This window comes from Schumannella luteola, assembly GCF_013408685.1.
GTDB classification, from domain to species: Bacteria; Actinomycetota; Actinomycetes; order Actinomycetales; family Microbacteriaceae; genus Schumannella; species Schumannella luteola.
Window position 1 is genome coordinate 916884 of sequence record NZ_JACBZY010000001.1, and the last position, 22558, is coordinate 939441.

Here is a 22558-nt window from a genome sequence, read left to right on the forward strand (position 1 = left end):
CTGGCCGCTGAGGGTTGAGCCAAGTAGACTCAAGTTTCAGCGACGCGCCTTCTGTGGCGCGCATCCACCAGCAGCACGACCCATCGCGACCGCGGCGCACCCGCCGCGACAGAGAGGACAGAGCAACCAGATGGCCAACATGCAGGGGGCGCCCTCCAGCCAGGAGGAGCAGAAGACCGCCCTCGAGCAGTACGGCGTCAACCTCACCGAGATCGCCCGTTCGGGCAAGCTCGATCCGGTGATCGGCCGCGACGCCGAGATCCGGCGCATCAGCCAGGTGCTGACCCGCCGCACCAAGAACAACCCCGTGCTCATCGGCGAACCCGGCGTCGGCAAGACCGCCGTCGTCGAGGGGCTCGCTCAGCGCATCATCGCCGGCGACGTCGCCGACTCGCTGAAGGACAAGCAGCTCGTCTCGCTCGACCTGGCCGCGCTCGTGGCCGGCGCGAAGTACCGCGGCGAGTTCGAGGAGCGGCTCAAGGCCGTGCTCAAGGAGATCAACGAGTCGGACGGACGCGTGATCACCTTCATCGACGAGCTGCACACGCTCATGGGCGCCGGCGGCGGCGAGGGATCCGTCGCGGCCGCCAACATGCTCAAGCCCATGCTCGCCCGCGGCGAGCTGCGCCTCATCGGCGCCACCACGCTCAACGAGTACCGCGAATACATCGAGAAGGACGCCGCGCTCGAGCGCCGCTTCCAGCAGGTCTACGTCGGCGAGCCGACCGTCGAGGACACGGTCGCGATCCTGCGCGGCCTCAAGGAGCGCTACGAGGCGCACCACAAGGTCTCGATCGCCGACAGCGCGCTCGTCGCCGCCGCATCCCTCTCGAACCGGTACATCACCGCCCGCCAGCTGCCCGACAAGGCGATCGACCTGATCGACGAGGCCGCGAGTCGGCTCAAGATGGAGATCGACAGCTCGCCCGTCGAGATCGACGAGCTCAAGCGCGGCGTCGACCGCATGCGCATCGAAGAGCTCGCGCTCAAGCGCGAGAAGGACGACGCATCCAAGGCCCGCCTCGCGAAGCTGCGCGAGGAGCTGGATGCGCGCCAGAAGCAGCTCGATGCGCTGCAGGCGCGCTGGCTGACCGAGAAGAACTCGCTGCACAGCGTCGGCGACCTGCGCGCGAAGCTCAACGACGCGCGCATCGACCTCGACCGGGCCATGCGCGAGCAGAACTGGACGAACGCGTCGAAGCTCAACTACGAGGTGATCCCCGCGATCGAGAAGGCCCTCGTCGAGGCCGAGTCGGTCGAGCAGACCGGGCCGCGCATGGTCGGCGACCAGGTGACCGATGAGGACATCGCGTCGGTCGTCGCCGCCTGGACGGGCATCCCCGTCGCCAAGCTCAAGCAGGGCGAGACCGAGAAGCTGCTGCACCTCGAGCAGGAGCTCGGCAAGCGCCTCATCGGCCAGAAGGATGCGGTGCGGGCCGTCAGCGAGGCCGTGCGCCGCACGCGTGCCGGCATCGCCGACCCCGACCGGCCGACCGGATCGTTCCTGTTCCTCGGCCCGACCGGCGTCGGCAAGACCGAGCTCGCGAAGGCGCTCGCCGAGTACCTCTTCGACGACGAGAAGGCGCTCGTGCGCATCGACATGTCGGAGTACGGCGAGAAGTTCGCCGTCTCGCGGCTCGTCGGCGCCCCTCCCGGATACATCGGGTACGAGCAGGGCGGACAGCTGACCGAGCTCGTGCGTCGCCGGCCCTACTCGGTAGTGCTGCTCGACGAGGTCGAGAAGGCGCACCCCGAGGTCTTCGACCTGCTGCTGCAGGTGCTGGATGACGGACGGCTGACCGACGGGCAGGGGCGCACGGTCGACTTCCGCAACACGATCCTGATCCTGACGTCGAACCTCGGCTCGAACTTCCTCGTCGACCAGACGCTCGACTGGGAGCAGAAGCAGGGCGCCGTGCGCGACCTCGTGCAGCGCTCGTTCAAGCCGGAGTTCGTGAACCGCCTCGACGACATCGTCGTGTTCGCGCCGCTCACCACCGGCGACCTCGGGCAGATCGTGTCGCTCTACGTCGACCGCCTCGAGCGGCGGCTCTCGGAGCGCCGACTGCAGCTCGCGGTCACGCCCTCGGCGCGCGGGTGGCTCGCCGAGCAGGGCTTCGACCCGATCTACGGCGCGCGTCCGCTGCGGCGGCTCATGCAGCACGAGATCGACGACAAGCTCGCCCGCGCGCTGCTCTCCGGCCAGATCGGCGACGGCGACACGGTGAAGGTCGACGTGGATGCGACGGGCGACGCCCTCGCGGTCACCCGCATGGAGGGTGCGCCGGAGGCCGACCAGCCGGGCGCGGCCTGACGCCGGCCCCAGCTGTTCAGGCCGAGGGAGCAGCCGGGCGGCGCCGGCGCGCGAGCTGAAGGTAGAGCAGGCAGCCGAGGCAGACGCCGAACACCGAGTTGAGGAACGCGGCCACGAAGGCGAGCGCCGCGGCGATCGGCACGACCAGGCTGAGGCCGCCGAGCGCGGGGGCGCCGGTTGCGAGGGCGACGAGTCCGAGCACCGCGCCGACCGCGGTGATGACGAAGCCGATGCCCTGCGCGAAGGTCGGCGGACGCGGATCTTCGAGCTCGGTCGGCGGCGCGAGGCGCGGGCGCACGAGCGCAGCGTAGAGACGGCCATAGGGGTGACGGCGGATGCCGGCGAACACGCCCCAGGCGAATACGAGTGCGATCGCGGTCAGCAGCAGCGTCGCGACGACGTTCGCGCCGAGCAGCGCGGCGGCGAGCACGACCAGCAGCAGCACGCCCGTGATCGCGGCGCCGAAGCGGGGTCCGCGCGGGTCGATGCCGTCGGCGGGGCCGGTCGGACCGGTGCCGGCGGACGCGGCTGCGGAGCCGGCGACGGGATCGGCGTTCGGGGTCGAGGTCATCCGGGGCTCCCGATGATGCGGTCGAGTTCGGTGCGCAGCGGGGCGAGGCGCGGGGCTCCACCGATGCGCGATCGCACGGCGCCGGCGCGGTCGAGCAGCAGCAGCGTCGGCGTCTGCAGCACCCGGAAGCGACGCACGAGCTCGGGGTGCGCATCCACATCCAGCTCGATGCGGCGCAGCCCGGGCAGCTCGACCTGCAGTCCGTCGACGAGGCGTGCGGTCGCGGCGCACGAGGTGCACCACTCGCTCGAGAACTGCACGACGGTCGCGTCGGCGCCGAGCGGCTCGGGCAGCTCGCCGGCGGAGATCACGTCATCGGGCTCCGCTGCGATGGCGTCGGCGTGCGACGGCACGAGCGGGATCGCGAGCGGGGGAGTTCCCTGGGTCGCGGCGGCGATGCCGACGAGGGCGTGCGTTCCGACACGGACCGGGCGGAGGCGGCCCTGCTGCGATCGCAGCGCGAGGCCGAGCGCGGTCGCGAGCGCGACCACGCCCACGAGCACGGCGACGACGACCACGGGCGACATGCGGGAGACGGTATCCGCGTGGCGCGCATCCCGGAACAGCCCCCGTCACCCGGCGTAATGCCACCCGTCACCGGGCGTAACGCGAACCCTCAGCCGAAGAACCTGGCGAGGGTCGTCACCCGTCAGCCCGCGAGGGAGTAGCCGAAGGCGGCGGCGACGCCCGCGTTCGTGACCTGGCCGGTGCGGGTGTTGAGGCCGAGCGCGAGGGCCGGGTCGGCATCCAGGGCGGCGTCGACGCCGCGCTCGGCGAGGGCCGTGAGGTACGGCAGGGTGGCGTTGGTGAGCGCGCGGGTCGAGGTCTCGGGCACCGCGCCGGGCATGTTCGCGACGCAGTAGTACAGCGCGTCGTGCACCGGGAAGGTGGGGTCGTCGTGCGTCGTCGGGTGCGAGCCCTCGAAGCATCCACCCTGGTCGATCGCGATGTCGACGAGCACGGCACCCGGCTTCATCGTCGAGACCATCGCATCCGTCACCAGCTTCGGCGCGGCCGCGCCGGGGATGAGCACCGAGCCGATCACGAGATCGGCGGCGGCGACCTGCTCCGCGATCTCGAGGCGGCTGGATGCGCGGGTCTGCAGCTTCGGGTACTGCTTCTCGAGCTGGCGCAGGCGCGGCAGCGAGAGGTCGATGACGGTGACGTCGGCGCCGAGTCCGAGCGCGTTCGCGGCCGCGTGCTCGCCGGCGACGCCGCCGCCGATCACGACGACCTTCGCCTTCGGGGTTCCGGGAACGCCGCCCAGCAGGGTTCCGCGACCGCCGGCGGCCTTGAGCAGCGTCGCGGCGCCGACGACGATCGACAGGCGCCCGGCGACCTCGCTCATGGGCGAGAGCAGCGGCAGGCTGCGGTCGGGCAGCTGCACCGTCTCGTAGGCGATCGCGGTGGTGCCGGCGGCGAGCAGCGCATCGGTGAGCGGCTGGTCGGCGGCGAGGTGCAGGTAGGTGAAGAGCACGAGATCGCTGCGCAGGAAGCCGTACTCGGCGGCGATCGGCTCCTTGACCTTGACGACGAGCTCGGAGCCCGACCACAGCTCCTCGGCCGTGGCGATCAGCTCGGCCCCCGCGGCCGCGAAGGCCTCGTCGGTGATGCCCGAGCCGAGCCCCGCGCCCGACTGGATGCGCACGGTGTGGCCGCGGTGCACGAGCGCATCCACGCCCGCCGGGGTGATGGCGACGCGGTTCTCGTTGTTCTTGATCTCGGTGGGGATGCCGATGCGCATGGCTGCTCCTGACGACGCTGTGGGGGCGCGGACGATGTGCGCACCAGCGTGACAGCGATTCGTTTCAACCGCGTGAACAGCGCAGAAGATTCGGATGCGACGGTTTCGTCGCTAGATTCGGATGCATGACGAGCACCAAGGGTGACCCTACGCCGAAGGATCTTCGCCCTGCGGAACTGGACGACACCGACCTGGAGATGGTGCGCGTCCTCACTGCCGACGGCCGCATCACGAACGCCGAGCTCGCCGCCGCGCTGGGGGTGGCGCCCTCGACCACGCACGCGCGGCTGCGCGCGCTCGTCGAGCGCGGAGTCGTGACCGGGTTCCACGCCAGCGTCGACCAGCGTCGCCTCGGCCGTGGACTGCAGGCGATGATCGGCGTCACCCTGCGCCCCGGCTCGCGGCAGGAGAGCATCACCGCCTTCGCCGAGGAGGTGCGTCGGCTGCCGCAGGTGCTGCAGCTCTTCTTCCTCGGCGGGTCCGACGACTTCATGGTGCACATCGCCGTCGCCGACAGCTCGGACGTGCGCGCCTTCGTGGTCGAGCACCTCTCGGCGCAGCAGAGCGTCGCATCCACCCGCACGAGCCTCGTGTTCGACTACCACCGCAACGGGGTCGCGGCGTCGTTCGCGTGAGCGCGGGCGGGCGCGGGCGCGTGGGGTGCCGTTCCGAGCGCGGGCTGTCGGCGGCCCGCCGTCGGAACGGGACCCCGCGCTCGGCGGGATCGCTGCCTAGGGGCGCTGGGGGAAGATGCCCTGCAGGGCGATGATGAAGCTGACCGTCAGGAACGGCGGCATGTTGTTGTGCGGCTGGCTGCCGCCGGTGATGCCGATCGCCGACGGGTCGAGGTTCGCATCCGCGGCGGCGCGCGGCGCGTAGCCCCGCTCGATCGCGCGGCCGCTGCGTGCTTCGGCCCAGGTCGCCCCGGCCGCCGACGACACGTCACCGGCTGCCGCGACGGCGACCGGCGTGTGCGTGTGCGCGGGCATCTGGGAGGTCAGCAGCGTGACGCTCTCGGCCCCACCGGCCTGCCCCGAGTAGTAGGGGCTCAGGCCGGGCCCCTGACCGACGCCGATCGGCGAGACGCCGCGCAGGTCAGGGAGGCCGAAGGTCGACTTGCCGTCGCCGCCGTAGTTCACCCCGAGAAGGGAGAAGAGCGCCGTGTTCTGGGAGATCGGAAGCAGCTGGCCGTTGCAGAGAGCCCACCCGCGCGGAGCGAAGTTGAAGCCGACCGCGATGATCTCGCCGACGAAGGGTTCCATGTCGTCTCCTACTGCCGGCTCGGGAAGATGCCGTTGATCGCGATGATGTACGACAGCGCGAGTTCGGGCGGACGGTTCTCGTGCGGCTGGTTGCCGCCGGTCGCGCTCACCGCGGCGCCGGAGAGCTGCGCAGCGCCGGCCGAGGTGGCGTAGGCGGGCTTCGCCCCGGCGGCCCACACTGCGTCGGCGGGAGAGGCGGCGGTTCCGGCGGCGCTCGATGCGGCCGCGACGTGGGTGTGGCCGGGCAGCTCCGGGACGGTCAGGGTGTGGCCGACCTCGCCGCCCGACTCGCCCCAGGTGCGGCTCGCGCCGCCGGGGCGCTGGCCCCAGTGCAGCGCGATGCGTCCGCGCAGGTCGGGCAGCCCGAACGTCTGCACGCCGTTGCCGCCGTAAGTGGTTCCCAGCAGGGAGAACAGCGCCTGATTCTGGTTGATCGGCAGGAGCTGGCCGTTGCAGAACGCCCAGTTCTTGGGCGCGAATGGGCCCGCGAAGAGCGTGATCTGGCCGATGAAGGGCTGGTCCATGGTCGCGTCCCGTCAGGCCTGGGTCGGGTAGATGCCGTAGACGGCGATGCAGAACCGCACCCCGAGGTAGGGCGGCATGTTGTCGTGTGGCTGGTTGCCGCCCGACGGCGACAGGGCCGAGGCCGACATCGCGGTCGTCGGCGGCTGCGAGCTGAAGGGGGTCTCGGCGCGGCTCGACCACCGTCGGGCGGCGGGCGTCGCCGAGCTCGGAGTCCCCTCGGTCGCGATGGCGGGGTGCGTGTGCGAGGGCAGCTGGGGCGTCGTGACGGTGACCGCCTCGATGCCGACCTGCTGGCCGAGCACGTTCGATACGCCCTGCGAGGAGGTGCCCTGGCCGATCGGCATCCGACCGCGCAGGTCGGGCAGGCCGAAGGTGGTCACGCCGTCGCCGCCGTAGGTCGTGCCGATCACGGCGTAGAGCGTCTCGTAGTCGGAGATCGCGACCTGACGGCCGTCGCAGTCGAGCCAGCCGACGGGAGCGAAGGTGCCGGCGAACATCATGATGTCGCCGATGTAGGGGTTGTCGGGCACGGCGTCCCCTCTCAGATCCGGTTCACGAGGGCCTGGGCGCGGCGGTCGCCGGCGGGGCCGATGGGGGTGAGCAGGAAGTCGCTGGTCGGCACGCCGTAGTGGCCGAGCTGCCAGATGCCCTCGGCGAAGTCGTCGGGCGCGTGGAACAGCAGCGTGAAGCGGTTCTCGTCGCCGGCGGTGGCGCCGGCGACATCCGCGATCGCGTCGAGCACGAGCGAGCCGGTGACGCCGTCGGGGGCGGATGCGGTGATCGCCTGGCCGACGAGCGGCGCGAAGTCGCTGCGCACGGCGGCGCGCAGCTCGACGAGCGCGGCGGCGTGGGTTCCGACAGCGGTCGCGGCGGTCTTCGCGGTCGACGATGCGGCGGCGGGTGCGGCCTGGGCGGCGCTCGCGGCCGCGGCTGCGCCGACCGCAGCGAGCGCGACGGCGCCGGCGCTGACGACGGCGGTGCGGCGGGTGAGCTGCATGGATGCTCCGGGTGCGGGGCGGCATCCGCTGACGGAGGCTGCGCTGTCGGGTGGATGCGGCGGACGGTCCCGGGGTTCGGGCGGCCGGGCATCCGGTGTCGAGGATGCGGCATCCGGGCGGTTAGGGTTCACCGCGTCCGCTCGTGCGTGCCGCGCGCTCAGCATAGGTGCGCATGCGCCCGGGCGGACCCCCTCGCCTGACCCCCCGAACTGGGCACCCGCGCCGCGTAGTCGGCGGCGTCGAGCGCGCGGTACTTTTCGCTTCGCGCGTGTCACCGTGCGCGGAGTTCTCGACATCCTCCGCGCGCGCCCGAGCCCCGACCCGTGCATCGACGAGAGGGCCGCGACGGCCATGACGACCAGCACGCCGACCCCGGTCTCTGCCGCGCTCCGCGCCTCCGCTCCGGCGGCGGATCACCCGGATCTCCGCCCCGCTGCGCGCTCGCCGCGGGTGCGCCGCACCCCTCTCCTCGCCGCCGGCCTCGCTGTGCTGCTCGCCGCCGCCGGTGTCGTCGCGCTGCCGGCCGACGCCGCCCTGGCCGCGACGACGATCGACGTCAGCACCACCGCCGACGGCGACGCGAACAGCGCCTGCACGAACTCGACCGTGACCTCCGTCGCGACGCCGGTCACGCTGCGCAACGCGCTCTGCGTCGCCGGTAACACGGCGTCGGCCACGACCATCCGCATCGGCAGCGGCGTCTACCAGCTCACTCAGGGCGAGATCGCGTTCGGCCAGAAGTCGGGTGCGAACATCACGCTCGAGCGTTCCGGCGGCGGCACGACCGAGATCGTCGGCGACGGACAGCACCGCGTGCTCGACATCGACCCGAACCTCGTCGGCGGCATCTCGGTCACCCTGCACGACCTGACCGTGCGCGGCGGCGTGGATGACCTCGCGCAGCCGGGATCGCAGGGATCGGGCGGCTTCGGCGGCGCCGGCATCATCGCCGGGTCGGGCGCCGACGCGTCGGTCGCGGGCGACAGCCTGACGCTGCTCTACGTGAACGTCACCGGCAACACCGTGAAGGCGCACGCCTCGCCGACCGTCAACTCGGGCGGAGGCGGCGTGCAGTTCATCGGCGGCTCGCTCACGATCACCGGCTCGACCATCTCGGGCAACAGCTCCAACGCCGGCCCGGGCGGCGGCGTCTACTACGAAGCCGCACCAGGTCGCTCGGGCGAGAGCCTGACGGTCACGAACTCGACCTTCTCGAGCAACACTGTCGCGAACGCGAGCACCTACCCCTCGGGCGGCGCGGGCATCTCCGTCGCCGGCGTGACCGGTTCGACCGCATCCATCACCGGGTCGACGTTCACGGGCAACATCGGCAGCGCGACGGGCGCCGGCGGGGCCTCGGGCGGCGCCATCCGCCTCGCCCCGGCAGGCACCTCGTCGGGCGCGGGCGCCGCGACCGTCAACTCGAACCGGCTGATCGGCAACCGCGCGACCGCCGGCGCGGGCAGCCAGGTCGCGGTCGACACGACGACGACCGCGCTGCACTACAACGACATCCGCCCCGCTGCCGCCGACACGGCTCCGGTCGTCACGGCGAGCCCGGCGTCCGCGGTCGACGCGACGCAGAACTGGTGGGGATGCCCGACCGCGCCCGGCGGGACGGGCTGCCCCACGGTCACGGCCGGCATCCCGGTCACGCCGTCGCTGGTCTTCGCGGCGACCGCCACCCCCGCGACCGTGTCGGCTCCCGGCGCGCGCTCGACGATCCTCGCGAGCTTCGCCACCGACTCCGCCGGCACCGCGATCGACCCGAACCTGCTCGGCGCCTTCAGCGAGGCGGCGACCTTCAGCACCGACAGCGGAACCCTCGACTCGACCTCGGTTCCGCTCTCGCGCGGCGCCGCGTCGGCTCAGCTCACGACGCCGACGACGCCCGGGCGCTCGACGGTCACCGTGACCTACGGCGGTCTTGCGAAGCAGGCGGTCGTCACCGCACCCCAGGCGCCCGCCTTCACGAGCGCGTCGTCGGTCGCCTTCACGGCCGGCACCGCGGGCAGCTTCACGATCACGACCACCGGATACCCGGCCGCGGCGATCACCCGCACCGCCGGCGCCCTGCCGGCCGGCCTCACGTTCACCGACAACGGCGACGGCACCGCGACCCTCGCCGGCACCCCGACCGCATCGGGCAGCGTGACGCTGTCGCTCACGGCCGACAACGGCTCGGCGAGCCCGGCGGCGCAGCAGCTCGCCGTGACCGTGCGGAAGGCCGCGACGATCACGAGCGCGGCGGCCGCGACCTTCGCCACGGGCGCCGCGGGATCGTTCACCGTCACGACCACCGGATCGCCGACGCCCGTGCTGACCGAGTCGGGCGCGCTTCCCTCGGGCGTCACCTTCGTCGACAACGGCGACGGCACCGCGACGCTCGCCGGCACGCCGGCCGCCGGAACCGGTGGGCAGTACCAGCTCACCATCACCGCGTCGAACGGCGTCGGCGCGAACGCGGTGCAGCCGTTCACGCTGACCGTGAACGCGCCGCCGACCCTCGGCGGCGGCGCCACGGCGACCGCGACCGCCGCGACCGGCACCGCCTTCTCGCGCACGATCACGACGACCGCCGGCTACCCGACGGCGACCACGATCACCGAGAGCGGCGCGCTGCCCGCCGGTCTCACCTTCACCGACAACGGCGACGGCACGGCGACGCTCGCCGGCACACCGGGCGCGCTGAGCGGCGGCGTCTACGTGCTGCAGATCAGCGCCGGCAACGGCGTCGGCTCTGCCGCGCAGCAGCTCACGCTCACCGTGAACCAGGCTCCCGCGGTGACCGCGAACCCGGCGTCGCAGTCGACCACGGTCGGATCGCAGGTCGCCTTCACCGCGAGCGCCACCGGGTACCCGGCGCCGAGCATCCAGTGGCAGCAGCGCGCCGCGGGCGCGACCGCGTTCGCCGACATCGCGGACGCCACGAGCGGAACGCTGACCCTGACCGCCACCGCCCAGCTCGACGGATCGGCCTACCGTGCCGTCTTCACGAACGGCGCCGGAACCGCGACGACGACCGTCGCCGACCTCGCCGTCGGAACCGGGCCCGCGATCACGAGTGACGCCGCGGTCACCATCTCCGGCGACGGAGCGGCGCAGACCATCACGATCACGACCACAGGCAAGCCGACGCCGACCGTCGCGCTGACCGACGGATCCGTGCCCGGACTGACCTTCGCCGCCGGATCGGGCGCGGATGCCGGAACCGCGACGCTGACCGGCGTGCCCACCGCATCCGGGGTGTTCACCCTGCAGCTCAGCGCCGCGAACGAGCACGGCACCGGCACGCAGACGCTCGTCGTGACCGTGCAGCAGAAGACCGCGATCACCTCGCCGTCGGATGCCGCGTTCACGGCCGGCGACGCCGGGTCGTTCACCGTCACCACCGACGGCGGCTACCCGACCCCCGCGGCGCTCGAGCTCGACGGCGACCTGCCCGACGGGCTGAGCTTCGTCGACAACGGCGACGGGACCGCGACGCTGTTCGGAACCCCCGAGTCCGGAACCGGCGGGGTCAGCACCGTGGATGTCGTCGCGACCACCGCACCCGGCCACGTCACGCGCCAGACCCTGACGATCACGATCGGCGAGACGGCCGAGATCACCGGACCCGACCGCGTCGATGCGACCGCCGGCGTGCCGTTCAGCGCGACCGTCACCACCTCGGCCGGCTACCCGTCGGTCGTGACGCTGACCACCGGGACCCTGCCCGCGGGCGTCGACTTCGTCGACAACGGCGACGGCACCGCGACCCTCTCGGGCGCCGTCGCCGCCGCGGGTTCGAGCGTCATCACGGTCACCGCGACGAACGACACCGGCGCCACCTCGGCCGACGTGACCCTCGTCGTCGCCGAGCCCGCCGTCGTGCCGCTGCCGCTCATCCTGCCGACGTTCACCGGATCGCTCACCGGCGTTCCTGACCACCTCGAGCAGGGGCAGACCTTCACCGTCAGAGGATCCGGCTTCGCGCCGCACGCGCCGATCACGCTCGGGCTGTACTCGACCCCGACCAGGCTCGCGACCGTCGAGGCGGATGACGCGGGCGCGTTCACGGCGACGCTGACGGTTCCGAACGACTTCGCGGTCGGCGACCACACGGTCGTCGCCGCGGGCATCGGCGCCGACGGCACGGCCCGCTACCTCGGCGCGCCCACGACGGTCTCGGCCGCCGACGTCGACCCGGGTGACGGGGGCACGACGCCGGGCGGCGGGTCGGGCGGCTCGGGCTCGGGCTCGGGCTCCGGTGGTTCGAGCTCGCCGTCGGGCCTCGCGGCCACGGGCGTCGGCGAGGGCTGGATGCTCGCCGCCGCGCTCGCCCTGCTGGCTCTGCTCGCCGGCATCCGCCTGGTCGTCGCGCGCCGCCGCGCCGCCGCCTGAGTTCCGGTTCCGGGCAGGATCGCGCGGCGCTCTCCGGGACCGACTTCGACTCGCGCGGGCGGATGTGGCTCCACACGCCCGCCCGCGCGACCTGCATCCCAACTCCGCCCACGCCAGCCCGAGTGCAGGGCCGGATCGCGCGGCGATTCTCCGCTCAGAGCAGGCCGAGCTCCATCGCGCGGGTCACGGCGCGGGTGCGGTCGCTCACCTCGAGCTTCTCGAAGACGTGCAGCAGGTGCGTCTTCACCGTGGCTTCGCCGAGCAGCAGCTCGCGGGCGATGCGCGGGTTGCTGAAACCCTGCGCGACGAGCGCGAGCACCTCGCTCTCGCGCGGGCTCAGCGTCACGGTCGGCTCGGCGGATGCGTGCGGCCGCGCGACTCGCGTGACGAGCGCCGCCGCGATCGACGGCGCCAGGGCGACCTCGCCGCGGGCCACCGCACGCACACCGGCGAGCACCTCCGCCTCGGGCGCCGCCTTGAGCAGATAGCCGGTCGCGCCCGCCTCGATCGCCCGCAGGATCGCGTCATCGCTCTCGTAGGTCGTCAGCACGAGCACCCGCGTCTCCGGCAGCGCCGACCGGATGCGCGCCGTCGCCTCGTCGCCGTCGATCCCGGGCATGCGCAGGTCCATCAGCACGAGATCGGGGGTGAGGGCGAGGGCGCGCTCGACCGCCTCGAGTCCGGTGGATGCGGTGCCCACCACATCCACATCGTCGGCCGCGTCGAGCAGTGCGACGATGCCGCCCCGCACGATCGGGTGGTCGTCGGCGACGAGCACGCGGATGCGCGGGGCTGCGCGCTCGTCGGGAGCGGCGGGCGGGGTCATGCGGGGGCTCCGATCGGGAGGGTCGCGCTGTCGTGGGCGCGGTCGGGGTCCGGGGTCATGCGGGGGCTCCGATCGGGAGGGTCGCGCTGTCGTGGGCGCGGTCGGGGTCCGGGGTCATGCGGGGGCTCCGATCGGGAGGGTCGCGCTGTCGTGGGCGCGGTCGGGGTCCGGGGTCATGCGGGGGCTCCGATCGGGAGGGTCGCGCGCAGGCGGGTTCCGGAGGCGTCGCTCGTGACGGCGAGCGCGCCGCCGGCGAGGGCGAGCCGGTCGCGCATGCCGCTGAGGCCGAAGCCCGGGCTCGGTGCGTCGGCGTCGAAGCCGGCGCCGTCGTCGTGCACCTCGAGGGCGAGTGACGGGGCAGCTTGGGTCGTCGTCGCATCGCCCGCCGGGGTGCTCAGCGTCAGACGCACCCGCGTCGCGCCGGCGTGCTTGCGCACGTTCGCGAGCGCCTCCTGCGCGCAGCGGATCAGCACCACCTCACGGTCGCGGTCGAGCGTGACGTCGTCGACCCGCACATCCACCTCGACCGCGATCCCGGTCTCGCGCTCGAAGCGCTCGGCGAGGCGGCGCATCGCCGGGGCGAGACCGCCCTCGAGTGTCGGGGATGCGGTGCTCGCGACGAGCGCGCGGGCCTCGCCGAGCGCGGCGCGGGCGGCGTCTTCGAGAGCGTCGAGGCGGGCGAGCCCGGCGGCGAGAGCCGGCGCCGGGCTGGCAGAACCGGCAGAACCGGCGGAACCGGCAGAACCGGCGGCATCGGAATCCGGACCGGCGGTGCCGCGCTCCAGCTCACGGCGGGTCTGCTGGGCGAGCAGCACGAGCCCGGTCAGGTCCTGCGCGACTGTGTCGTGGATCTCGCGGGCCAGCCGCTCGCGCTCGCTCGCGACCCCGGCATCCCGGTGCGCCGCGGCCAGCGCATCCTGTGTCGCCCGCAGCTCGTCGAGCAGCACCCGGCGCTGCTCGCTCTGGTCGGCGATGCCCGAGATCCAGAGTCCGAAGACGACGGCGAAGCCGAACGAGATCGCCTGGATCGAGATCGCGCCGACCACGAAGTCGGGCCACGCCATCGCGAGCCCGACCGCGACCGCGAGCACCGCGCTCGCGACGATGGCGGGACGGCGGCTGGGCGACGCCATCCAGATCAGCGGGAAGGCGAGGCACTGCACGCTCGCGAGCGAGGGGTTCATCCACGTCGCGGCGGCCGCCCAGAGGATCGCGACGGCGACCAGCAGCGGCGCCAGCCGCGGCCGCGTCTCGCAGTCGCGCCCGAAGGCGAACCACGAGGTCAACAGCACAAGGGATGCGGCGAGGCTCACGAGTCCGCGCAGTGCGAGGCCGCCGACACCGGCGGCGAGATCACCCGAGCTGATGAGCACCAGGGCGGAGACGACCGCGGTGGCGCCGACGATCAGCGCGACCGCGATCGTCCACCCGACGTGCCTCATTCAGCCATCCTCGCGGATCCAGCGGAAGGTGAGGCGGCAGAGCACCAGACCGGCGACCAGCCAGATGCCGCAGACGAGGGCGACCTCGGGCAGCTGCCAGCTGCCGCCCTGCTCGAGCGACTCGAAGCTGTCGGGCAGGAACACCGACCGCATCCCCTGCGCCAGCCACTTCAGCGGGAACACGCTCGCCGTGTTCTGCAGCCACTCCGGCAGCTGCGAGAACTGCAGGTACACGCCCGAGATGAACTGCAGCACGATCGTCACCGGCACGATCACCGCGGTCGCGCTGCGCCCGCTGCGGGGCAGTCGCGAGATCGCGATGCCGAGCACCGCGCTCGTCAGCACGCCGAGCAGGAACACCCACGCGAAGGTCAGCCAGCGCCCCGGCTCGGTCGGCAGCTCGACGCCGAACACCAGACGGGCGACGAGGATGAGCAGCGCCGCCTGCGCGGTCGCGGTCACCAGGGCCTGGCCGAGCTTGCCAATGAAGTAGCTCGCGACCGGCAGCGGGGTTCCGGCGAGACGCTTGAGGGTGCCGTCGCCGCGCTCCCCGGCGATGTCGACGCCGAGGTTCTGCACGCCGCTGAGCAGGATGCCCGCGGCCAGCATGGCCGGCAGGTAGTAGCGGGCGACGTTCATCTCCGAGCCCGCCGGCCCGAAGCTGAGGTTCGCGAACGCCGCCGAGAAGATCGACATCATCACGATCGGGAACAGGAACGTGAACACGAGCGCGTCACGGCGCCGGAAGTAGCTGGCGATCTCGTAGCGCGCCCGCTCGAGGCCGAGGCGCAGGGTGCGCGCGGGGGAGCGGTCGAGGGCGCCGGGGCGGGCTGGGGTTCCCGGGGCGCTCGGACTGCTCGGGATGTTCGGGGTGCGGTTCGCGGGAGTGATCGCGGCGCTCATGCGAGCACCTCCTCGGGGTCGGTGGTATCGGTATCGGCGTCGGAGCCGGTATCGGCCTCACCCGGGGCACCCGGGGAGACCGCTGCCGCATCCTCGCGCTCGACCTCGGCGATGAGCTGCAGGTAGATGTCTTCGAGGCTGGGGCGCACGACCTCGAGGCCGCGCGGCTCGAGCTCGGTCGCGGCGCGGGCGCTCGACCCGGCCGCCGCATCCCGCGCGAGCTCGCTCTGCAGGTGCGCGACCAGGCCGGCCGGGCGCTCGGTGCGCTGCTCGTGCAAGGTGCCCGCGGCATCCCGCCAGCGCACGATCGGAACCCGCGCCGCCGCCCCGCCGAGCTCGTCGAGCGGGCCGAGCGCGCGCATCCGCCCGCCCGCGATCACGCCCGCCCGACTCGCCAGCTGGGCTGCCTCGTCGAGGTAGTGGGTGGTGAGCAGGATGCTCGTGCCCTCGGCCGACAGCTCGCGGATCAGCCGCCAGAACTGCCGCCGCGCCTCGGGGTCGAAGCCGGTGGTGGGTTCGTCGAGGAAGAGCAGCTCGGGGCGTCCGATCACGCCGAGCGCGACATCCAGGCGACGCTGCTGCCCACCCGAGAGCCGCCCGACGCGGGTGTCGGCCTTCTCGTCGAGGCCGACGGCGGCGATCGTCTGGTCGACGTCGCGCGGGTTCGGATAGAAGGATGCGCGGTGCCGCAGCTCCTGGCGCACGGTTCCGGTGGCCGGCTCGCCCGAGCTCTGCAGCACGATGCCGAGGCGCGAGCGCCAGTCGAGGCGGCCCCGGCTCGGGTCGACACCGAGCACGCTGACCTCGCCGCCGGTGCGGCGGCGGTAGCCCTCGAGGATCTCGATCGTGGTCGACTTGCCGGCGCCGTTCGGGCCCAGCAGGGCGAAGGTCTCGCCGCGCTCGATGTCGAAGTCGATGCCGTCGACGGCGTTGCGGTCGGCGTAGCGCTTCGTGAGTCCGCGCACCCGCACGACCGGGTCGGCGGCGCGGGAGGTGCTGGTGCTGGCGCTGCTCTCTCTGCTCATGCCCCCAGCGTCGCCGCGCGCGCTCCCGTCGAACAGCCGTGCGCCGGTTGATCGCGCATCCCCCGATCGGTGGATGCGGGAGCTTTGCAGTCGAGCGCTCGCGCGCACGGCGACGTCGGAGGGACGGGATCGCGCATCACTGTGCGGCGATCGAGATTCTCAGACGCTTCCGTGCACAGAAACCGGTCGGCAGCACCGCCGAGCCGCATGACGGCTCCGCCGGGTCGCTGAGCGGCTTCTGTGCACAGCGGAGCGCCTCCGCAGTGCCCGGCCGTTGAGCGACCCCGCTTCCGACGCCCGGCGCCTGGCGCGCGACGCCCGGCGCGCCGCGCGTCGTCCCGGTCAGGCGAGCGCCGGGATGACCTCGCGCTCGAAGAGCTCCACGCCCGAGCGGTCGTAGGCCGACTCGGGGAAGTTGTGGATCGCGTAGCCGAGCCCGCGCGCGGAGGCCGCCTGCAGCTTCTCGACGATCTGCTCGGGCGTGCCCGTCAGCTGCCCGCCGTTCCGCAGCTCGGCGACGTAGGCGGCGGCGCCGTCATCCCCCAGGTAGGGCTTCACGCGCGCCTCGATGCGGTCGATGCGCTCGCTCACCTCGGCCTCGTTCGCGCCGATCACGGTCTGGAAGTTCGAGCTGCGCGTGATCGCGTCGAAGTCGGTTCCGACGTTCGCGCAGTGCTCGCGCAGCAGGTTGCTCTTGTGCTCGAAGGTCTCCGCGTCGCCGGCGAAATTCGTGTACTGGGCGTACTTCGCGGCGATCTTCAGCGTCACCTTCTCGCCGCCGCCGGCGATCCACAGCGGGATGCCGGGTCGGCCGTCGACGACCGTCTGCAGCGGCTGCGGGCGCACCTTCGCGCCCTCCACCTGGTAGTGCTTGCCGTTCAGGGTCGCCTCGCCGGTCTCCCACGCCTGCTTGAAGATCTGCACGCCCTCATCCAGTCGCGCCAGGCGCTCGCCCGCCGACGGGAAGCCGTAGCCGTAGGCGCGCCACTCGTGCTCGTACCAGCCGCCGCCGATGCCCATCTCGGTGCGACCGCCCGAGACGATGTCGACCGTCGCCGCGACCTTCGCCAGGTAGGCGGGGTTGCGGTAGCTCATGCAGGTGCACATCTGGCCGAGGCGGATGCGGGAGGTGGATGCCGCGAACGCCGCCATCAGCGTCCACGCCTCGTGCACGGCCTCGTCGGTCGGCTGCGGAACCGGGTGGAAGTGGTCGAAGACCCAGAGCGACTCCCACGGCCCGGCGTCGGCGGCGGACGCGAGGGAGCTCATGACGTTCCAGTGCTGGGCGGGCTCGATGTCGATGAGGTCGTGACGCCAGCCCTGGGGGATGAAGATGCCGAATCTCATGCGGCGCACGCTACTCCGCGCATCCTGCCGGCCGGTGTCGGCTCAGCCTCTCCGGAGCGACGTGCGCGGGGGCCGGGCTGGGAGCGGCACCTCATCCGACCCCCGCGAGTCGTGACAGCACCGTAGGCAGGGGTCCGTCGCCAGCGGAAGCGACGGTGACGGGCGGCGGCGCACCGTGACGGGAGGGGTCGGCGGATGACGCAGAACGACCCCGGATGACGTCATCCGGGGTCGTTCGAGGTCGCGTCGCGACGCGGGTCAGGCGGTGCCGCCGCCGCGGCCCTCGACGAGCGCGTCGCGCACCTTCTTGCGCAGCACCTTGCCGATGAGCGACTTGGGCAGCTCGTCCCAGATGAAGACCTGGCGCGGCACCTTGTAGGGCGTCAGCTGCTCGCGGGCCCGCGCGCGCAGCGCATCCTCGTCGACCGTCTCGCCCGGCTTCGGCACGACGACGGCGACGACGTGCTCGCCGTCGCGGTCGTCAGGGATGCCCACCACGGCGACGTCGGCGACGCCCTCGAAGCTGCGGATCGCATCCTCGACCTCGCTCGGCGACACGTTGAAGCCGCCCGTGATGATGAGCTCCTTGGCGCGGTCGACGACCTTGATGAAGCCCTCGGTGTCGATGCGCACGATGTCGCCGGTGCGGAACCAGCCGTCGAGGAACACCTCGGCCGTCTGCTCGGGCTTGCGGTAGTAGCCCTGGAAGATCTGGGGTCCGCGCACGAGCAGCTCCCCGTCTTCGCCCGCGCCGACCTCGCGCGTCGGGTCTTCGCGGTCGACGACGCGCACCTCGGTGCTCGGCAGCGGAAGCCCGATCGTGGCGGCCTTGCGGTTGTCGGCGACCGGGTTGGCCGAGATGACCGGCGAGGCCTCGCTGAGGCCGTAGCCCTCGACGAGGTAGCCGCCCGTGGCCTTCTCCCAGGGCTCGACGACCTTCTCCGACAGCGGCATGGCGCCCGAGATGGAGATCTGGATGCCGTCGAGCCCGACCTTCTTGGCGGCGGCCGCGGCGGTCAAACGCTCGTAGATCGGCGGCACGGCCGGCAGGAAGGTCGGCGGGTGCTTCTTGATGACCGGCAGCACGAGGTCGGGGTCGAACTTCGGGAACAGCACGAGGCGGGCGCCCATGCTCATCGCGAAGGTGAGGCAGAGCGTGAGTCCGTAGGCGTGGAACAGCGGCAGCACCGCGTAGACGACGCAGTCTCCGCGTTCGATCTGCGGAACCCACGCCCGCGACTGGGCCGCGTTCGCGGTGAGGTTGCGGTGCGTGAGCACGGCGCCCTTCGGGGTTCCGGTCGTGCCGGAGGTGTACTGGATGACGGCCGTGTCCTCGGCGGTCGGACCCGCCACCGACTTCTTGATGCGCTTGTTGTCGACGAGGGTCTCCCACGTGACGGTGCCGCGCACCTTCGTGGTGAGGTCGGCGCGGGCGTTGCGCGCCTTCGCGATCGGCAGGCGCAGGGCGGCGCGGGTGGTCGCCTTCATCGCCCGCGTGATGTCGACCGAGATGATCGTCTCGGCCGTGACATCCACCGGGAAGTCCTGCAGGGTCGCGACCGTCTTGTCCCAGGCGATCACGACCTTCGCCTCGTGATCCTCGAACTGGTGGCGCAGCTCGCGCGGCGTGTAGAGCGGGTTGTGCTCGACGACGATCGCGCCGAGCCGCAGGATCGCGTAGAACGCGACCACGTGCTGCGGGCAGTTCGGCAGCACGATCGCGACCGGGTCGCCCTTGCGCACGCCGAGCTTGCGCAGGCCCTCGGCGGCGCGGTCGATGCGGTCGCGCAGCTCGCCGTAGGTGGTCTCGGCGCCGAAGAACTCGAGGGCGGTGCGGTTGCGGAACTCCTTCGCCGAGGAGCGGATCAGCTCCACCAGCGTCTCGTCGGAGTGCTCGATCTCGTGCGGCACGCCCTCGGCGTACGAGTCGAGCCAGGGTCGCGGCGTGTCGTTGCTCACCCGCTCACCCTACGAGAGAACGGGAAACGGCTGGTCGAGGGAGAGGTCAGGAGGCGTCGGCGGGGACGCTCGCGGCGCTCGGGTTCGCGGTCGCTCGGGTCGCGGCGTCATCCTTCGCGGCGGCCTTCGCCTCGCGGGCGGCGCGGCGGCGCTCGCCGTGGCTGCGGGAGAGCGGGAAGCGCGCGTCCAGTCGGGGTTCGAGCACGAGCTGCATGAGCGCGATCGCGATGATCGTGCCGCCGAACCAGTAGGCGAGCATGATGCCGGTGCCCGCGCCGCCGAGCAGCATGCTGACGAGGGTGATGGTCACGCCGACGCCGATGTAGAGCCAGCGCCACGCGGAGGTCACGCGGTCGCGCTGCTCCTGCTGACGGGCCGCGCGGGCCTCGAGCGAGTCGAGTCGCTCGCCGAGACGTTCGCTGAGACCGCCGCGCGCGGCATCGCCGGTGTCGGCTGCGTCGCCGCCGGCGGCACCGGTGGCTCCGGAGGCCGCACCGGCTCCGCGGCCGCCGCCGTCGCCCGGGGCGGGCGTCGGCGCGAACATGTCGCGGATCGGAACGCGCCAGTCGCCCGCCACCCTGCCGCCGGTGACCCGCCAGCGACCCGTCGGTGTTCTGCCGCCGCCCCGCCGTCGGCATCCCGCTCGTGGTCTGTTCACAATTCAGGACTCGAACCGACGCAATTCAGGATCGGACGCCGGGCGGATGGCGGAATCGCGCGGGATCGTGGCCCGGTCCTGAATTGGGATGCCGCGGATCCTGAATTGCGAGGAGGCGATCGTCGCCGGGGGTCCGGTCAGTCGGTGCCGGTGCCGGTGTCGGTGCCGGTGCCGTTGCCGGTGCCGTTGGTGGATGTGGATGCGGATGCGGATGCGTCGGTCGCGGCGGCCGCTCGGCCGCGGCTGGCCTGCACGAAGCCGGCGGCGACGAGCAGGCCGGCGATGAGCGCGAGCGCGCCGCCCCCGAGCTGCACGGCCGTGTGGAACTGCCCGGTCTGCGCTGCCGTCCAGTGCCCGGCGGTGAGCGAGCCGGTGAAGAGGCCAGCGAGGATCGTGCCGACGACCGCGATGCCGACGCCGTTCGTGACCTCGCCGGCGGTGTCGGCGAGGGCGGCGCCGATCGTCGAGCGGCTCTCGGGCAGGCCGCGCATCACGTTCGTGCCGGCGACGACGCCGACCACGCGCATCCCGGCCGCGACGAGCACGAGGGCGAGCGCGATGAACGGGTAGCCGAGGTGACCGAGCAGCGCGTAGACGGCGAGGCCGACGACGACGGCTGCGGCGCTCATCCACGCCATGCGGTCGAGTCCGAGACGCTGCATGAGCGGACGGATCGCGGCTCCGCCGGCGATCAGCACCACGACCTGCGGCAGCATGCCGAGCGCGGCGAGGGCCGGCGGCCACCCGTAGTCGAGCTGCAGCTGGAGGGTGACGAGATAGCCGAGGCCGGCGGTGGCGAGGGTCGCGGCGGCCTTGAAGGCGAGGCCGCTCGACACCAGGGGATGCGCGAGCAGGCTCAGGTCGAGCAGCGGATGCCGGGCGGTGCGCTGGCGCACGACGAAGAGCGCGGCGCAGGCGAGCGCGGCGGCTGTCGCGGCCCAGGGCATCCACGGGGCGACGGATGAGGCGGCGGCGTGGGCGGCAGCGGCGTGGCCGGACGAGCCGTGACCGGATGACGCGCCCGCCGCATCCACCGGACCGAAGGCGCTGACGAACAGGGTCGGCGCGACGAGCGCGAGCGTGATCGTGGCGGTGCCGAGCAGGGCGCCGAGCACGTCGATCGGGTCGCGGTGCAGCTCGGCCGCGCGGTCGCGCTCGACGCCGAGCAGGATGCCGACGATCGCGAGCGCGGCGACCGGCACGTTGACGAGCAGCAGCACCTGCCACGGCGCGACGCCGAGCACGAGGCCACCGGCGGTGGGGCCGATGGCGAGGCCGACGAGTCCGACGGTCGAGATGACGTTGATGGCGCGCACGCGCAGGGCGTCGTCGCCGAAGAGGCGGAAGGCGAGCGCCATCGATCCGGGCGTGGTCATCGCGGCGGCGACGCCCATCGCGAGGCGCACGGCGATGAGCTCGGCGGGCGTCTGCACGAAGACGGTGGCGAGGCTCGAGAGGGCGAGCAGCACCAGGCCGATGACCATGAGACGACGGCGGCCGAAACGGTCGGCGACGGCGCCGAAGGCGAGCATGAGCCCGCCGAAGACGACGGCGTAGGCGCCGGTGACCCACTGCAGGGCGGTGGTCGAGGCGTGCAGCTCGCGGCCGATCGTGGGCAGCGCGACGGTGAGGATCGAGTTGTCGAGCATCTCGAAGAGGAACACCGCCGCGAGGCCGGCGAGGGCGATCCAGGCATCGCGCAGGCGGCGCGGGGCGCGGCGGGAGGAGATGGATGCGGCGCTCGCCGCGGCGGCGTCGGCCGGGGCGTCCACGGCGCCGGTTACGGTGGTCTCAGTGGAGGACATGCCACTAAGTTAAGTCAGTAAGCATAGTGAGTCAAGAAGTTCGACGATCTCGTCGTGCGTATCCGCTCGCTCGTCCCGATCTGCGGGACGCGCTCTGGCGACGCATCCCGTTGCGGCGGGGGAGAGCGAGGAGTCCCGGATGCCCAGAACCGCACCCCGCGGCGGACCGCAGACGCGCGTGAAGATCGCCGAAGCCGCCTCCCCGCTGTTCGCCGAGCGCGGCTTCGACGACGTGACGGTCGCCGAGATCGCCCGCGCGGCCGGGGTCTCGAGCGTGACGGTGTTCAAGCACTTCCCGCGCAAGGAGGACCTGTTCTTCGACCGCACGATCGACGCCGAAGAGCTGCTGCGCGATGCGGTGCGCGGCCGCGCCGAGGGTGTCGCCGCGGTCGATGCGCTGCGGGATGCGCTGCTCGCGATCGCCGACGCGCGCGCCCCGCTCTCGGGCCTGGCCCACGGATCACCCGGCTTCTATCGCACGGTCGCCGAGTCGCCCGCGCTGCAGGCACGTGCCCTCGAGATCGCTGCGTCGCTGCAGGCCCAGCTCGCGGCCGAGCTCGCCGCCGACGCGCGCTTCGAGGGGGACGCCGTGCTGCTCGCCGCCTTCTTGCTGCAGGGCTACGCGAGCGTCATGGTGGGCACGGCGAAGCGCTTGCTCGCCGCGGACCTGCAGACCGGGCCCGACGGCTTCGCCATCGCGACGGAGCGCGAGACGGAGACGATCGCCGCCGACCATCGCGCCCGCATCGAGGCCCTGTTCGCCGCGATCGTCGAGGGCGTGCCGGCGCGCGGCTGA

19 protein-coding genes are annotated in these 22558 nt (G+C 72.7%); 4 read left to right on the plus strand and 15 right to left on the minus strand.

The window, feature by feature from the left end; genetic code table 11:
* The first annotated feature begins 130 nt into the window (after nt 1–130).
* Nucleotides 131–2314 (plus strand): ATP-dependent Clp protease ATP-binding subunit, encoded by a 2184-nt coding sequence (locus tag BJ979_RS04140; RefSeq protein WP_179565477.1) that lies wholly within the window; start codon nt 131–133, stop codon nt 2312–2314.
* A gap of 16 nt (nt 2315–2330) precedes the next feature.
* Here BJ979_RS04140 and BJ979_RS04145 read toward each other — a convergent pair whose 3' ends face one another.
* The 3 genes from BJ979_RS04145 to ald form a co-directional block, all read right to left on the minus strand.
* Nucleotides 2331–2885, minus strand: a complete 555-nt coding sequence (locus tag BJ979_RS04145; RefSeq protein WP_179565479.1) for a DUF4395 domain-containing protein — start codon at nt 2883–2885, stop codon at nt 2331–2333.
* Nucleotides 2882–3412, minus strand: coding sequence for a thioredoxin family protein (locus tag BJ979_RS04150; protein ID WP_179565481.1), 531 nt, complete (start codon nt 3410–3412; stop codon nt 2882–2884). Before BJ979_RS04150 ends, BJ979_RS04145 begins: the two co-directional genes overlap by 4 nt.
* A gap of 122 nt (nt 3413–3534) precedes the next feature.
* The gene (ald, locus tag BJ979_RS04155; protein WP_179565483.1) at nt 3535–4629 is read right to left on the minus strand and encodes an alanine dehydrogenase; all 1095 of its coding nucleotides are present in this window, start codon (nt 4627–4629) and stop codon (nt 3535–3537) included.
* Nucleotides 4630–4754: 125 nt separating this feature from the next.
* Between ald and BJ979_RS04160 the strand changes: the two genes are divergently transcribed.
* Nucleotides 4755–5264, plus strand: coding sequence for an Lrp/AsnC family transcriptional regulator (locus tag BJ979_RS04160; RefSeq protein WP_179565485.1), 510 nt, complete (start codon nt 4755–4757; stop codon nt 5262–5264).
* 96 nt (nt 5265–5360) lie between these two features.
* Here BJ979_RS04160 and BJ979_RS04165 read toward each other — a convergent pair whose 3' ends face one another.
* Genes BJ979_RS04165 through BJ979_RS04180 form a run of 4 tightly spaced genes read right to left on the minus strand, consistent with a single transcriptional unit; the run spans nt 5361 to nt 7413 of the window.
* A complete protein-coding gene (locus tag BJ979_RS04165) occupies nt 5361–5891 on the minus strand; it encodes a phage tail protein (RefSeq protein WP_179565487.1) in 531 nt (176 codons plus the stop codon).
* An 8-nt stretch (nt 5892–5899) separates the two neighbouring features.
* The gene (locus BJ979_RS04170) at nt 5900–6415 is read right to left on the minus strand and encodes a phage tail protein (protein WP_179565489.1); all 516 of its coding nucleotides are present in this window, start codon (nt 6413–6415) and stop codon (nt 5900–5902) included.
* 12 nt (nt 6416–6427) lie between these two features.
* Entirely contained in the window at nt 6428–6946 is a 519-nt protein-coding gene (locus BJ979_RS04175; RefSeq protein WP_343046589.1) for a phage tail protein, read from the minus strand.
* An 11-nt stretch (nt 6947–6957) separates the two neighbouring features.
* Complete coding sequence (locus BJ979_RS04180; protein WP_179565491.1) at nt 6958–7413, minus strand: DUF6916 family protein; 456 nt, start codon at nt 7411–7413, stop codon at nt 6958–6960.
* Between the two features lie 352 nt (nt 7414–7765).
* Here BJ979_RS04180 and BJ979_RS17505 point away from each other — a divergent pair, with 352 nt between their 5' ends.
* Entirely contained in the window at nt 7766–11797 is a 4032-nt protein-coding gene (locus BJ979_RS17505) for a beta strand repeat-containing protein (protein WP_179565493.1), read from the plus strand.
* Nucleotides 11798–11951: 154 nt separating this feature from the next.
* Here the strand turns inward: BJ979_RS17505 and BJ979_RS04190 are convergent, their stop codons facing one another.
* The 8 genes from BJ979_RS04190 to BJ979_RS04225 form a co-directional block, all read right to left on the minus strand.
* Entirely contained in the window at nt 11952–12623 is a 672-nt protein-coding gene (locus BJ979_RS04190) for a response regulator (protein WP_179565495.1), read from the minus strand.
* A 173-nt stretch (nt 12624–12796) separates the two neighbouring features.
* Entirely contained in the window at nt 12797–14065 is a 1269-nt protein-coding gene (locus BJ979_RS04195) for a sensor histidine kinase (RefSeq protein WP_179565497.1), read from the minus strand.
* The gene (locus tag BJ979_RS04200) at nt 14066–14968 is read right to left on the minus strand and encodes an ABC transporter permease (RefSeq protein ID WP_179565499.1); all 903 of its coding nucleotides are present in this window, start codon (nt 14966–14968) and stop codon (nt 14066–14068) included.
* Nucleotides 14965–15993 (minus strand): ABC transporter ATP-binding protein, encoded by a 1029-nt coding sequence (locus BJ979_RS04205; protein ID WP_179565501.1) that lies wholly within the window; start codon nt 15991–15993, stop codon nt 14965–14967. Before BJ979_RS04205 ends, BJ979_RS04200 begins: the two co-directional genes overlap by 4 nt.
* A gap of 342 nt (nt 15994–16335) precedes the next feature.
* A complete protein-coding gene (locus tag BJ979_RS04210; RefSeq protein ID WP_179565503.1) occupies nt 16336–17340 on the minus strand; it encodes an LLM class F420-dependent oxidoreductase in 1005 nt (334 codons plus the stop codon).
* Nucleotides 17341–17598: 258 nt separating this feature from the next.
* Complete coding sequence (locus BJ979_RS04215; RefSeq protein WP_179565505.1) at nt 17599–19299, minus strand: long-chain-fatty-acid--CoA ligase; 1701 nt, start codon at nt 19297–19299, stop codon at nt 17599–17601.
* A gap of 46 nt (nt 19300–19345) precedes the next feature.
* A complete protein-coding gene (locus tag BJ979_RS04220) occupies nt 19346–19843 on the minus strand; it encodes a hypothetical protein (RefSeq protein WP_179565507.1) in 498 nt (165 codons plus the stop codon).
* A gap of 251 nt (nt 19844–20094) precedes the next feature.
* Entirely contained in the window at nt 20095–21762 is a 1668-nt protein-coding gene (locus tag BJ979_RS04225) for an MFS transporter (protein WP_179565509.1), read from the minus strand.
* A 139-nt stretch (nt 21763–21901) separates the two neighbouring features.
* Between BJ979_RS04225 and BJ979_RS04230 the strand changes: the two genes are divergently transcribed.
* Nucleotides 21902–22558, plus strand: coding sequence for a TetR/AcrR family transcriptional regulator (locus BJ979_RS04230; RefSeq protein ID WP_179565511.1), 657 nt, complete (start codon nt 21902–21904; stop codon nt 22556–22558).

Bases quoted from the DNA above. Each gene is read 5' to 3' on its own strand.
- BJ979_RS04140 (WP_179565477.1), top strand. From the start codon at position 131: ATGGCCAACATGCAGGGGGCGCCCTCCAGCCAGGAGGAGCAGAAGACC.
- BJ979_RS04145 (WP_179565479.1), bottom strand. From the start codon at position 2,885: ATGACCTCGACCCCGAACGCCGATCCCGTCGCCGGCTCCGCAGCCGCG.
- BJ979_RS04150 (WP_179565481.1), bottom strand. From the start codon at position 3,412: ATGTCGCCCGTGGTCGTCGTCGCCGTGCTCGTGGGCGTGGTCGCGCTC.
- ald (WP_179565483.1), bottom strand. From the start codon at position 4,629: ATGCGCATCGGCATCCCCACCGAGATCAAGAACAACGAGAACCGCGTC.
- BJ979_RS04160 (WP_179565485.1), top strand. From the start codon at position 4,755: ATGACGAGCACCAAGGGTGACCCTACGCCGAAGGATCTTCGCCCTGCG.
- BJ979_RS04165 (WP_179565487.1), bottom strand. From the start codon at position 5,891: ATGGAACCCTTCGTCGGCGAGATCATCGCGGTCGGCTTCAACTTCGCT.
- BJ979_RS04170 (WP_179565489.1), bottom strand. From the start codon at position 6,415: ATGGACCAGCCCTTCATCGGCCAGATCACGCTCTTCGCGGGCCCATTC.
- BJ979_RS04180 (WP_179565491.1), bottom strand. From the start codon at position 7,413: ATGCAGCTCACCCGCCGCACCGCCGTCGTCAGCGCCGGCGCCGTCGCG.
- BJ979_RS17505 (WP_179565493.1), top strand. From the start codon at position 7,766: ATGACGACCAGCACGCCGACCCCGGTCTCTGCCGCGCTCCGCGCCTCC.
- BJ979_RS04190 (WP_179565495.1), bottom strand. From the start codon at position 12,623: ATGACCCCGCCCGCCGCTCCCGACGAGCGCGCAGCCCCGCGCATCCGC.
- BJ979_RS04195 (WP_179565497.1), bottom strand. From the start codon at position 14,065: ATGAGGCACGTCGGGTGGACGATCGCGGTCGCGCTGATCGTCGGCGCC.
- BJ979_RS04200 (WP_179565499.1), bottom strand. From the start codon at position 14,968: ATGAGCGCCGCGATCACTCCCGCGAACCGCACCCCGAACATCCCGAGC.
- BJ979_RS04205 (WP_179565501.1), bottom strand. From the start codon at position 15,993: ATGAGCAGAGAGAGCAGCGCCAGCACCAGCACCTCCCGCGCCGCCGAC.
- BJ979_RS04210 (WP_179565503.1), bottom strand. From the start codon at position 17,340: ATGAGATTCGGCATCTTCATCCCCCAGGGCTGGCGTCACGACCTCATC.
- BJ979_RS04220 (WP_179565507.1), bottom strand. From the start codon at position 19,843: ATGTTCGCGCCGACGCCCGCCCCGGGCGACGGCGGCGGCCGCGGAGCC.
- BJ979_RS04225 (WP_179565509.1), bottom strand. From the start codon at position 21,762: ATGTCCTCCACTGAGACCACCGTAACCGGCGCCGTGGACGCCCCGGCC.
- BJ979_RS04230 (WP_179565511.1), top strand. From the start codon at position 21,902: ATGCCCAGAACCGCACCCCGCGGCGGACCGCAGACGCGCGTGAAGATC.